This window comes from Verrucomicrobiaceae bacterium (genome assembly GCA_016713035.1).
GTDB lineage: Bacteria > Verrucomicrobiota > Verrucomicrobiia > Verrucomicrobiales > Verrucomicrobiaceae > Prosthecobacter.
Genome location: JADJPW010000009.1, coordinates 228,311 through 240,790, shown reverse-complemented (window position 1 = coordinate 240,790; position 12,480 = coordinate 228,311). Strand labels below are relative to the sequence as shown.

The 12,480-nt window shown below is 58.9% G+C and carries 15 protein-coding genes; all 15 read left to right on the top strand.

What is annotated here, in order from left to right; all coding sequences use genetic code 11:
- Positions 1-12: 12 nt before the first annotated feature.
- On the top strand, positions 13-420 hold the full coding sequence (locus IPK32_22395; protein MBK8094639.1) for a hypothetical protein: 408 nt from the start codon (positions 13-15) through the stop codon (positions 418-420).
- A gap of 40 nt (positions 421-460) precedes the next feature.
- Positions 461-1,966 carry a cbb3-type cytochrome c oxidase subunit I gene (locus IPK32_22390; GenBank protein ID MBK8094638.1) on the top strand — a complete coding sequence of 502 codons (1,506 nt, stop codon included), beginning with the start codon at positions 461-463 and terminating at the stop codon, positions 1,964-1,966.
- A 49-nt stretch (positions 1,967-2,015) separates the two neighbouring features.
- Positions 2,016-2,648 (top strand): cbb3-type cytochrome c oxidase subunit II, encoded by a 633-nt coding sequence (locus IPK32_22385; protein ID MBK8094637.1) that lies wholly within the window; start codon positions 2,016-2,018, stop codon positions 2,646-2,648.
- A gap of 31 nt (positions 2,649-2,679) precedes the next feature.
- Positions 2,680-3,378 (top strand): cytochrome c, encoded by a 699-nt coding sequence (locus IPK32_22380; GenBank protein ID MBK8094636.1) that lies wholly within the window; start codon positions 2,680-2,682, stop codon positions 3,376-3,378.
- 167 nt (positions 3,379-3,545) lie between these two features.
- Complete coding sequence (locus tag IPK32_22375; protein MBK8094635.1) at positions 3,546-4,262, top strand: hypothetical protein; 717 nt, start codon at positions 3,546-3,548, stop codon at positions 4,260-4,262.
- Between the two features lie 35 nt (positions 4,263-4,297).
- A complete protein-coding gene (locus tag IPK32_22370; GenBank protein MBK8094634.1) occupies positions 4,298-6,259 on the top strand; it encodes a cbb3-type cytochrome c oxidase subunit I in 1,962 nt (653 codons plus the stop codon).
- 363 nt (positions 6,260-6,622) lie between these two features.
- Positions 6,623-7,687, top strand: a complete 1,065-nt coding sequence (locus IPK32_22365; GenBank protein MBK8094633.1) for a heme-copper oxidase subunit III — start codon at positions 6,623-6,625, stop codon at positions 7,685-7,687.
- Between the two features lie 37 nt (positions 7,688-7,724).
- A complete protein-coding gene (locus IPK32_22360) occupies positions 7,725-8,081 on the top strand; it encodes a cytochrome C oxidase subunit IV family protein (protein MBK8094632.1) in 357 nt (118 codons plus the stop codon).
- Positions 8,082-8,102: 21 nt separating this feature from the next.
- On the top strand, positions 8,103-8,309 hold the full coding sequence (locus IPK32_22355) for a hypothetical protein (protein MBK8094631.1): 207 nt from the start codon (positions 8,103-8,105) through the stop codon (positions 8,307-8,309).
- A 33-nt stretch (positions 8,310-8,342) separates the two neighbouring features.
- On the top strand, positions 8,343-8,537 hold the full coding sequence (locus tag IPK32_22350; protein ID MBK8094630.1) for a hypothetical protein: 195 nt from the start codon (positions 8,343-8,345) through the stop codon (positions 8,535-8,537).
- 62 nt (positions 8,538-8,599) lie between these two features.
- Positions 8,600-9,388 carry a cytochrome c oxidase subunit II gene (locus tag IPK32_22345; GenBank protein ID MBK8094629.1) on the top strand — a complete coding sequence of 263 codons (789 nt, stop codon included), beginning with the start codon at positions 8,600-8,602 and terminating at the stop codon, positions 9,386-9,388.
- Positions 9,389-9,457: 69 nt separating this feature from the next.
- Positions 9,458-9,649, top strand: coding sequence for a hypothetical protein (locus IPK32_22340; protein ID MBK8094628.1), 192 nt, complete (start codon positions 9,458-9,460; stop codon positions 9,647-9,649).
- Between the two features lie 7 nt (positions 9,650-9,656).
- Positions 9,657-10,127, top strand: a complete 471-nt coding sequence (locus IPK32_22335) for a hypothetical protein (GenBank protein ID MBK8094627.1) — start codon at positions 9,657-9,659, stop codon at positions 10,125-10,127.
- A gap of 29 nt (positions 10,128-10,156) precedes the next feature.
- Positions 10,157-11,224: a COX15/CtaA family protein gene (locus IPK32_22330; protein MBK8094626.1), complete on the top strand. Its 1,068-nt coding sequence runs from the start codon at positions 10,157-10,159 to the stop codon at positions 11,222-11,224.
- Positions 11,221-12,471, top strand: a complete 1,251-nt coding sequence (locus IPK32_22325; GenBank protein MBK8094625.1) for an NAD(P)/FAD-dependent oxidoreductase — start codon at positions 11,221-11,223, stop codon at positions 12,469-12,471. Before IPK32_22330 ends, IPK32_22325 begins: the two co-directional genes overlap by 4 nt.
- Positions 12,472-12,480 lie beyond the last annotated feature (9 nt).

Sequence of the window (12,480 nt, the reverse complement as noted above, 5' to 3'; positions counted from 1 at the left end):
ATTTCGAAAACCATGTCTTCATCCGAATCCACTCCTAAAGCCGGCGCCACCTTCCTGTGGGTGCTCGGGGCCTTCGCGGGCTTCGCCGTGCTTTTTAGTATCATCCAGGCCGTCGGTGCTGGCTCAGCCGTCGCTGATCCGCGCAGTATCGACCGTGAAGCTGCTCGCAAAGAAATCGTCGCAGCCCAGGACGCCAATTTGACCGCCATGGGGCTGAAAGATCCTGCCAAGAAGGCAGAGGCCATCACCAAGAGCCTCGCTGCGCTGAAGGCCAAGGCCGTCGGCGTCAGCACCCAAGTCGTCCCCGGCTCCCCCACACAGCTCAAGCAAGCCGCTGCCGCTGCTCCGGCCGCCCCTGCTGCCGCAGCACCTGCCACCGCGCCAGCAGCTCCGGCACCTGCTCCGGCTCCGGCCAAATAAATCAACACTCTTCGCTCCACGCCCTTAGCCCTTTGCTAGCATGACCTCAGATCCCTCCAACACCGACCAGGATAGCGTCGCAGACAATCAGCGCCGCGCCGCGATCGACAAGTCCGTCCGTGGGCCTGTGCTGTTCTTGTTCTTGAACGGCGCCTTTTGGCTCATGCTCTCCACCATCCTCGGAGTGCTAGCTGCCGTGCGGCTCGTCGCCCCAGACTTCCTCGGTGGCTGCGAATGGACCACCTACGGCCGCCTCCAGCCCGTGCACATGAATGCCCTCGTCTATGGCTGGGGTGTGCAGGCCGCTCTGGGTATCATGCTCTGGATCATGGCCCGCCGCAGTGGCCAGGAGCTTCGCAGTGGCAAGAGCCTCCTCATCGCCGCAGGCGTCTTTTGGAATGTGACCCTCACGCTCGGCCTCCTCAGCGTCTTGATGGGCAAGAGTACCTCCATGGAATGGATGGAAATGCCGAAATTCGTGTGGCCCGTGCTGCTTCTCGGCTTCCTCTGCTATGCTTGGCCCATCGCACGCATGTTTGGCCGCGCTTTCCGCCCAGAGGGCTTCATGGTCAGCACCTGGTATATCCTCGGAGCCTGCTTCTGGTTCGTCTGGATCTACGTCACGGCTAATGTGGCTCTGCACTGCATCCCAAGCGGCCTCGGAGCCATCGGCGCGGGCATCAATGCCTGGTTCGTCCATGGCATGATCCTGATGTTCTTCGTCCCCGTCGGTGTCGGTGCGGCCTACTACTTCATCCCGAAGATCACTGGCCAGCCCATCGCATCCGCGCAGCTCGCGAGCAGCGGATTTTGGGCGCTCGCCATCCTCGGTGGCTGGACGGGCATGCAGCGCTACATGGGCGGCCCGCTTCCCTCCTGGATGGTTAGCGTCGGAGCCTGTGCAGGCGTGCTTTTGCTGATCCCGGTCGGACTCGTCGGTCTGAACCACCACCTCACCACCCTCGGCAAGCACGACGCCGTCTCCACCAGCCCCACGCTGCGCTTCATCTTCTTTGGATCACTTTTCTACCCAGTCAGCGGCATTATTTTGGCCCTGATCAGCGCCTTTTACACCGGCAGCGCCATGCAGTTCACCCAGGCATGGTATGCGTATCAAACGGTCGCTGTGTATGGCTTCTTCAGCATGTGCGCTTTCGGTGCCATCTACTACATCACACCGCGTCTGACTGGCTGTGAGTGGCTCAGCGTCCGCCTCATCCGCAATCACTTCTGGTTCAGCGTCTATGGCGTGGCCACCATCGTCATCATGGGCATCGTTGCCGGCATCCAGCAGGGCGATGACATGAACAATCCAGACAACTGGAACCTCGACTTCATGAACCACGTCATCAACAGCCGCCCCTACGTCGTCGCGCGTGCGGTGGCCTGGGCACTCATCAGCTTCTCGAACGTGCTCTTCCTCCTCCATCTCCTGCTCATGGTCGCCGGTCTCGGTCGCCGTAGCAATGCCCCCACGCTCCTCACCCGTGACCATGGTCACGATGACACAGCCTCCGCCTCCATTTCTCACGCCACGCACGCATGATGAACTTCCGCACATTCATACTCGGCCTCGCGGCCACCTTTGGTCTGCCTTGGCTGCTCCTCATCGTCCTCCCGGCGGTGAAATACCAATCGCTCTCCCCATCGTTTACGATAAGGAAAAAGACGGCGTCGAGGGCCTCTACCCGCCAGCACCTGTCAATGGCCAGGGCCAGCTCATCTACATCCAGGAGGGCTGCAACCAATGCCATACCCAGATGATCCGCCCCGTGCAGCTCGGCCTTGACGGCTGGTACAAAGGCTGGGGCAGTGACCAAGAGGCACGCCCTGCCGCCCCTGCACGCAGCCAGACCCTGCGTGACTACCTCGGTGAAAAATACGCCCTCCTCGGCGTCCAGCGCATCGGCCCAGACCTCGCCAACTACGGCTACCGTGCTACCACCAGCGAAAAGCTGCACCTCATGCTCTACGCTCCCCGTGCCGTGCATGACTGGAGCAACATGCCCGCCTACACGCACCTCTACACCGTGCAGAAAATCCAGGGCCCGGTTTCTAGCCGTGCGCTGAAGCTGCCAGCCAAATTCGCCCCCGCTCCAGGCTACGAAGTCGTGCCCACGCCAGCGGCAGATCGCCTCGTCGAGTATCTCCTCTCTTTGAAGAAAGACGCCCCCATCCCCGGCCAGTCCGCCGTCGCCGCAGCCCCTGCTGCCGCCGCGAAAAAGTAACTCTTAGCTCTTTGCCCTTCGCCACACGCCCATGAGCGCCCCCGCCCATCCAGACAGCACCGACCTCGACCGCATTCACAGCGCCGTGAAGCGTGAAAAGGCTGACAAAGCCCCCGAAAACGCCCCTGCTCCCATGTGGGCATCGTTTTTGCTCATGATCGTCGCCGTCGTCGCCGGCGGTCAGCTCGGCCCGAACCTGAATTTTTCCAAAAGTAACCCCTATCCAACGCCTGTGGCTGCCGATGACATTCGGCCCCTCCCACAAGGTGAAGTCGTTGGTGCCGATCCCTTCCAGATGGCCATTAAAAAAGGCGGCAGCGGCTACGCTGTGTGCGGTGGTTGCCATCAAGGCAATGGAATGGGCATTCCAGGGAGCTTCCCTCCGCTGGCAGGCTCTGAGTGGGTCACTGGCGGCACCGAGCGTCTCATCCGCGTCGCCCAGCACGGTCTGACCGGTGCCATCACTGTCAAAGGACAGGGCTTCAATACCCCTGGAGGCATGATGCCCTTCGGAGCGGCCATGTCCGCCCAAGACCTCGCCAACGTGCTGACCTACGTCCGCAATACCTGGGGCAACGAAGGCACCATGATCACCAAAGAGATGGTCGAAAAAGTCCGCGCTGAAGAAAAACGTGCCTCCCAGTGGACCGAAGCCGACCTGAAGCCTTTCGCCGACAAAAACGTCCCCGGAGACATCCCCGCTGGCCCTGGAGCCACGGCTGCTAAGTAATCCTTTCCATGTTAGCGCTTCCTCATCCTACGCCTCCTCTTACTCCTACTCCTCCTCTGAGTAGCGGGTCATGGGTGGCTGCGATTCGAGGAAGAGTAGGAGTAGGAGGAAGAGTAGGATTGCTGAGTCTGGCTCTTTTCGCCCTCACCACTCCAAGCTGCGGCAAAATGGCCGATTCTGGCTCCAAGCTGCCTTCCGCGCCGCTTTCGCCCGCTGTCGAAATCGCCGAAAAAATCAGCCTCAGCGGCCACATCACCCTCCAAGGCATCGATCCGGCCAAATTGACAAAAATCGTCGATGTCGGCGGAAACCCGTTTTGCACCGGACACGGCGAAATCGCTGAACCGACCTGGAAAGTGGCTGCAAACGGCGCTTTGGCCGATGTCGTCATCACCGTCACAAAAAGCAGCCGCGCCAGCAACCTCCCCGCCGCTGCGCCGCTGATCGACCAAGTGCATTGCGCCTTTGCCCCGCATACTCTGAGTGTCCAGGCCGGGCAAGATGTGCGTTTTCACAACAGCGACCTCACTTTCCACAACATCCGAGTCTCCCGCGACGGCTCCAACCTCGTCAACCTCGCCCAGGCTGCTCAGGGCGACGAAAACGTGCTCAATTTCTCCATCCCGGGCACGTACCGTCTTGAATGTGACGTCCACCGCTGGATGAGCGCCTGGATCTACGTTCACGAAGGTGCTCACCACGCCGTCAGTGATGCCACTGGCCGCTACACCATCTCACGCGCCCTCGCTGACGGGACCTACACCGTGCAGGCCTGGCATCCGCAGTTTCCGAAGCCCCTTTCTCAATCCGTAACTGTCACCCAAGGTGCTGCCGAGGTCGATTTCACGTTCGCCTTTGCCGACTCCTCCACGACCACTCTCTGAAACCCTAGCTCTCCTTCCTTAGCCCTTTGCCATCCATGAGCGCCGCCATCACTCACGACCACGCCGATACGCATGACCATGCTCACCATGAGCCTGGCTTCTGGCGTAAATACATCTTCTCCACAGACCACAAGACCATCGGCATCCAGTATGCCATCACCGGCCTGCTGTTCTTGCTCTTCGGATTCTTCCTCATGCTGCTCATGCGCTGGAGCATCGCTTACCCTGGCGTGCCACTGCCTGCCGTGGATGCCCTGCGCTCCATGCCGCTGCTGGGAGACATCTTTGAGTCCATGTTCGGTCGCTGGCTCAATCCAGACGGCTCCATCAATGGCGAGCTCTACAACATGCTCGGCGCCATGCACGGTACCATCATGGTGTTCTTCGGCATTGTGCCACTCGGTTTCGCGGGGTTCGTGAACTTCGTGATGCCGCTGCAAATCGGCACCATCGACATGGCTTTCCCGAAGCTGAACATGCTCTCCTACTGGTTCTTCTTCCTGAGCTGCGTCCTCATGTTGATCAGTTTCTTTGTCGGCACGGGACCTGTGCAGACCGGTTGGACGATGTACTCGCCGCTGGCCTCCACGATGCAGATTGGCGTGAGCAGCCTGCTCGATCACGGTCACTCCTGGTGGCTGCTGGCCATGGTATTCAACATTTCTGCCTCACTCCTAGGCTCCGTGAATGTGATCACGACCATCATCAACCTCCGCGCCAAAGGCATGAGCTGGATGCGCATGCCAGCCTTCTCCTGGGCGATGTTTGTCACCGCTTTCCTGCTCCTGCTGGCCTTCCCCCCGCTGGAAGTCGCCGCGCTGCTCCAGCTCTCTGACCGTATGTTTGGCTCCTCCTTCTTCCTGCCTACGGGCCTGATGGAGGGTGGTAAGCACCTCGACATCTCTGGTGGTGGCAGCCCGCTGCTCTATCAGCATCTCTTCTGGTTCCTGGCTCACCCAGAGGTGTATGTGCTCATCCTGCCTGCTTTCGCCATTTTGACGGATGTCATCCCGAACAACGCCCGCCGCCCGCTCTGGGGCTATAAGATGATGGTGTACTCGATGCTCACGCTGGGCTTCCTGAGCTTCCTCGTCTGGGCACATCACATGTACCTCACGGGCATGGGCACGATGATGACCACTTACTTTCAGATCACCACTGTGCTCATCTCTGTGCCATCGGTGATCCTGCTGACCTGCCTCATGATCTCGCTCTGGGGTGGCTCGATCCGCTTCAATACACAGATGCTCTTCGGCTCTGCCTTCCTGCCCATGTTCGGCATCGGTGGTCTGACGGGTCTGCCGCTGGCTTTCAGCTTCATCGACCTCGCGTTGCATGACACCTACTACGTCATTGGCCACTTCCACTACGTGGTGGCACCGGGGACGATCTTTGCCCTCTTCGCAGGGGTGTATCACTGGTTCCCGAAGGCCACTGGCCGCTTCATGAACGACACGCTGGGCAAGTGGCACTTCTGGCCCTCCCTCCTGGGCATGAATCTGATCTTCGCTCCGATGTTCATCCAGGGCATGGCCGGCTTCCACCGCCGCTGGTATGACGGTGGCAAATACTTCGAGCAGACCGCTTCCTTCCAGAACTGGAGCACCACGCTGACGCATAATGTCGGTGCCTTCTTCGGGCTCGACATCCCGGACAACATGCTCTCGCTGAACGTGGTGATGAGCTTCGGAGCCTTCATCCTCGCTTTTGGTCAGATCTTCTTCATCTGGAACTTCTGGGCCAGCATCAAAGGCGGCAAGAAAATCACCAACGACAATCCGTGGGATGCTACCACGCTGGAGTGGGCCACACCGACGCCACCACCGCATGGCAACTTCGTCTTTGACGTGAATGCGCACCGCGGCCCATACGAGTACAGCGTTCCAGGCCACTCAACCGACTTCTACCCGCAGTGGGAAAGCGAGCCCGGCAAACCCAAGCCCGATGGCAGTGACGCCCCCGCGAAAACGGGCCACGAACACGCCGCGCACCATTAGTTCATCGAGACATCGTCACCTCTGACTGCTCACTTCTGACCTTTCACCGAAATGGATATTACATACACCGTTCACTCCCGCCCGGACACTGGCCTCTATAATGCCAAGGTCGGCATCTGGCTCTTCCTTGCCTCCGAAGTCATGCTTTTCGGCGGCTTGTTCTCCAGCTACATCTTTCTGCGTCTCGGAGCCGACTATCCGTGGCCCATCCATGAGCTGGATGTGACCCTCGGTTGCATCAATACCGTCGTACTCATCGCCTCCTCCGTCACCGTGGTGTGGGCATGGGCAGCGGCAAAGATGCGCCAGTTCCGCCTGTGCCAGATGCTCCTCGCCTTCACCGTGGTGTGTGCGGGAGTCTTCATGGTGAATAAGTACAAAGAGTACTCCGCCAAGCTCGCTCACTACAGCGTCACCCTCACGGATGGCTCCATCCTCAGCGGCCACCTTGAGCATGGCTACCACATCACCTTTGGCGATGTGAAGGAGCTCAACCTCAACATCCCAGTCAAACAAACCGCCGTCAAAGCTGATCCAGTCAGCTACGTGATCCCCTTCATTGACGGCACGGTCCCCGCCTTCAAGACGGCAGAGGGCACCGATGTGACGCTCGACGCCGCAGGTTTTGCACAGCTCCGCGCTGATGCCATCGCCAAGGCGAAAGCAGAGAAGCGTGATAGCACGGTCGTGAAGCTCACCGCCTCTGCTCCGATCAAGTTTGTCTTTGGCAAGAGCGATGTCTTTACCTACACCGCAGACAGCGCCGTCTTCCGTGATGGCACCAGTGTCACGGGTAAGCTCATCGACGACAAGATCACACTCACCGCAGATGCCCTCGACCTCCGCAGTGTGCCTGCCGCCAATCGCGAAAACTCCCTCGCCTTTGACGCTCGCTACCTCGGTGAAGCGTGGAAGAAATTCTACATCCAGAACCGCGACAAAGAGATCCACGCGTTCAATGAAGAGTACAGCGATGGCAAAGGTGGCACCACCCGCGATCCTGCCAAGTCCGCTACCTTCCAGAAGCACGCCTTTGGTCTCCACATCGAGTCCCAGACGCCCCCCGCTGGCCCCAGTGAGCATGGCGGTGCGGAAACGGATGCCCACGCTGCTGCCGCAGACAGCCACGGCGCAGGTCATGGTGGCCACGGAGCCAAAGTCGTCATCGAAACCAAAGACGTCAGCTTCTTCTCCAACTACACGCCGAAGCTCAATACCTACTACGCTATCTACTTCACCCTCACCGGTCTGCATGGTCTGCACGTCATCGGCGGTGCCTTGGTGCTGCTCTACTTCCTCGTCTTCAATGGCAAAATGATGCGTGAAGACACCGAGCACTTCGCCAACCGCGTCGAAGTCGGCGGCCTCTTCTGGCACTTCGTCGATCTGATCTGGATCTTCCTCTTCCCGCTCCTTTACCTCCTCTGAGATCCCTCACCTCTCAATCCTAACGTTTTCTCACATCATGTCCGACTCCGCAGATCCAGCCGAGCTTCAGAAGCACGTCAAAAAGTACCTCTTCATCGGTGTTCTACTCATCGTGTTCACGGGGATCACCGTCTGGTTATCCTATGTCGAGCTACCCACTCATAGCCTGAACATCATCGTCGGCATGATCGTCGCTACCTTCAAGGCAGCGCTCGTCGCCCTGATTTTCATGCACTTGAATCACGAGCGCTCCCTCATTTACAAGGTGCTGTCTTTCACCGTCGTCCTCTGCTTTGTGCTGTTTGTCCTGTTTGTCTTCGCAAACCAAGACCCGCTCGTCGATCATGACTTTGAAAAGCCACTCTTACCTGCGGAACAGGTAGAGGCCCCATAAACTGATCCAGCCTTCCTTTCTATGTCGCTGAAGTACTTCCATCTCGTCTTCCTTGCCTTCGCCACATTGGCGGACGCAGGTTTTTGGGCGTGGACGCACTTCATGCCAGAGGATGCTGCCAATGCTGGAGCCCTTCAGATCGGTCCCTACGCAGGCTGGCTGTGCCTCATCCTCCTCGCCTACGGCTTCTACTACCTCACACAAAAGATGCGCACCATCATCGTGTGATTGCCTCCCACTCAGTTCGCCCTCCATCCACTCATGCTTCCCGCCCTCCCCATCGCCTGTGCTACTTGTCTCGCGGACAAGGGCAGCGCTGTCGGTCAGGCTCAGGGATTTGCCATCCTGACCATGCTGATCGTCCTCGCCTTCATGTTCACATGCGCGGGCGGCATCGTCTTCACCCTCATCCGCCGCCAAAAGCAGCACGAGCTCGCCACAGCCTCCTCCAATTAAAGCTGGAGAAAGCGAAGCGAGATCAATTTCACCCCTTTTAAACAACCAACACACCACCAATCATGGTTTCCTGGATCAACGAACTCTTCGGCCAAACGCCCAACGCCTCCGAACACGGTGGCCTAGTCGATCACATGCTCGGCTTCGTGCACTGGTTCATGCTCGCACTCTTCGTCGGCTGGAGCATTTATCTGGTGATCACCTTCACCTCCTTCCGTGCCTCCAAAAATGCCCGTGCGGACTACCAGGGCGTCACCGGACACGCCACCACCCACATCGAGATCGGCGTCGTCATCGTCGAGGCCATTTTGCTCCTCGGTTTCGCCTTCCCACTCTGGGCACGCCAGGCCGATGACTATCCTGTCACCGCCGACACCATCAAAATCCGCGCTCTGGGCGAGAAATTCCTCTGGAACTTCCAATACCCCGGCCAAGACACCCTTCTGAGCACCTGGGACCCGCGCAACATCGACGCCGCTGCTGGCAACACCACTGGCAAAGACCTGCATGACCCCAATGGCAAAGACGACTTCGTCAATCCCGGCACCATGAAGCTCCCCGTCGGTCGCCCCGTCATCGTCGATGTCGCCTCCAAAGACGTGATTCACAACCTCGCCCTCGTCCCCATGCGTGCTGCGCAGGACGCCACCCCTGGTGTGAAATCCCACATGTGGTTCAAGCCTGTCAAAGAAGGCTCCTGGGACATCATCTGCGGTCAGCTCTGTGGCCCCGGCCACGCCCAGATGAAAGCCACCCTCGAAGTCATCTCCAACAAAGACTACGAAGACTGGAGCAAAGAAATGTCCGCCAGCGCAGTCAAGAAGGCTGCTGAGGCCCCTACCGCGAAGTAAAGCGCCTCTGCTCAGTCGGCTCTATTTCTCCACTTGCGACTCTCCGCTCGGGCGGGTTATGCTGCTCTCATGAAGAAAGCCGCCGCCATTCCAGAAGACGACGATACGCCGCCTGCGCCCACTCTAGGCGTCAAATGGGCACGTGAAAACCGCAGCAAGTGCAACAACCTCACCGACAAAGAGCGCGCCGACCTCATGGCGCAGGCCATGGTCATGATTTATGGCGAAACAGCCCAAAAAGCATCCGCTCGTCGCCATTGACACCAATGTGCTCATCGACCTCGCCCAAGATGAGCAGGCAGCTTGGCAATGTCTGGAAACCTTGGGTTCAAGGCGGCCTCGTCCTAGTCTGATCATCACACCAACGGTGATGGAAGAAATCATGTGCCTATCCTTGATGGGAGACACACACCAAAAACGGAGTGATGCGAGCAAAGCCATTCGCTCATTGATTCAGTGGAACATCCAGCCGCTCAATCTCCTCCCCGTTGGCCATGGCATCGTCGAACGTATCGGTGACGAGATCCGAAGCCAGGGATTGATCCCCGAAGAGGAACGGCACGATAGCTTCGTCGTCGCTGAGGCCGCATTATGCGACGCTGACATCCTCGTTTCTGCCGACGCACACCTCCACGGAATCGACCACCAACGACTTCATCTCCTGTTGGCGGGTTTTGATGTGAAACCCGTCCTCATCACCTGGCCGCGCCGAGTTGCACGATTGCTCGGGAGCGGCTAACGAACTACCAGCTTCCGTTCCGCTTCATCGTGTCCTGCGCCTTCCACCACTACGCCCGTTTCGTCCTCGCCGTTGGCGTCTTGCTCATTTGGTGGGGTGCAGCGGTCACGACGGAGGACGTAGGGCTTGCAGTGCCAGATTGGCCGTTATGCTTTGGGAAAATCAATCCGGACGGTTGGTATCATGTCCCTGCTTTATTGCTCGAGCACGGGCACCGCTGGATCGCTACCACGGTCGGTTTTCTCGTCCTAGGCATGTATTTTTGGGTCTTCGCCAAACATCAGCCCAATTTCATCGAGGCAGCGATTATCTTGATCTGCGGAGTGGGCTACCTCGCGCTCGTTTTTCTCGGACAACTGCTCATGGCAGGTGTCATCGCCATCTTGGCCTTTGCATGGCTTTTCATGACCTGGATGGCGCGAAAGTGGCATCTGCTACGCGGCCTGACCACACTCGCCCTGCTGCTCGTCATTCTCCAGGCCTCACTCGGCGGGCTGCGGGTGCTGAAAATGTCCAATGCCTATGGCATCGTCCACGGCACGCTTGGGCAGCTCTTCTATTGCCTGCTGATCTTGATCGCTTTTGCCTCCTCACAGACCTGGGAGACTGGGAAACTCCACCTCAGCATCACCACGGCCCGCAAAGCACGCATTTGGTCGCTCACTCTCTTCCTGTGCGTTTTTGCGCAGCTCGTCATCGGAGCCACGTTGCGCCACACGCAGCGGCTCCACCTCGCTGCGAATGACATTCTCACCACCGCAGGCCACATCGTGCCGCCGATTGCCCCAGCGGATGTGTTTTTGCTCTTCCTGCACAAGTATTGGGGCTTTTTCACGGCTGCCCTGCTCATCATCGTCGCACGCTGGGCACAGCGCTGGCTGGCCAGCATCCCCACGCTCCGCTGGGTGCCTATCCTGCTGATGTATTTGCCCGCCGTGCAGGTCACGCTCGGCATCTTCGTCATCCTCACGGGCAAATCCTTCTGGTTCACCAATTTCCATGTCCTCAATGGCTTGTTTCTCCTCGCCATGCGCTTCCTCCTCGCCACCACCATCTGGGGCAGCCACCTGCGCACACCTCAAAGCACCGCTTCATGAACACCAAGCACGTCCTCATCCTCGGTGGCGGTTTCGCAGGCCTGGAGTGCGCCAAACAGCTCCGTGACGAAAATCTGCGCGTCACGCTCGTCGATCGCTGGAATCATCATCTCTTTCAGCCGCTACTCTATCAGGTCGCCACGGGTGGACTTGCCATGACAGAGATCGCCCAGCCGCTGCGCAGCATTTTGGCAGACTACAAAAACGTCACCACCATCATGGCAGACGTCACGCACATCGACCTGGCTGCCAAACAGGTGCAGATGAAGGATCGCGTGCTCGACTACGACTTCCTCGTCATCGCTCTCGGGGCAAAAACGAGCTACTTCGGTAAAAACGAGTGGGCGGAGCACACGATGGGTCTGAAGAGCCTGGATGACGCGATGGAGATCCGCAAAAAAGTGCTCCTCGCCTTCGAAAAAGCGGAATCCGCCGCAGATCCGTCTCAAGTCGAAAAATACCTCAACATGGTCGTCGTCGGCGGTGGTCCCACGGGGGTCGAAATGGCCGGCTCGCTCGCAGAATTGGCCAAAGTGGTGCTGAAGGGCGATTTTCGCCACATCGACCCCGCACAGGCGAAGGTGCACCTCATCGAATCCGGGGACTCGCTGCTCTCCATGTTCCCAGGCGACTTGCCAGAATACACCCGCACGCGGTTGGAGCGCATGGGCGTCACCATTCACTTCAACAGCCGCGTCACCGAAGTCGGCGAAGGCTACGTCGTGGCAGGTGGGCAGCGCATCGACAGCAATATCGTCATCTGGGGTGCAGGCGTAGAGGCCAGTGAGGTCACACGCACACTCGCAGGCATCCCGCTCGATCGCGGTGGCCGCATCCAGGTGGAGCCGGATCTGAGCCTACCAGGGCACCCAGAGGTCTTCGCGGCTGGCGACATCGTCAGTCTGACGGATAAGAGCGGCGTCAAAGTGCCTGGCGTCTGCCCCGCTGCGATCCAGATGGGGAATTTCATCGCCCATACTATCCAGAATGAGCGAGTGGACGCCGAGCGGCCCGCTTTCGGCTACTGGGATAAAGGCAGCATGGCCACCATCGGCCGCAGTGCTGCCGTAGCGACCTTCAATGACATCCAGGTCAAAGGATTCATCGCCTGGATGATGTGGCTCTTTGTGCATCTGCTCTTCCTCATGAACATGCGCAATCGCGTCTCCGTCTTCCTGCACTGGACATGGTCCTACTTCACCTGGCAGCGTGGAGCGCGAGTGATCCCCTCATCCTCCTCCCCCTGACGGTTAGGG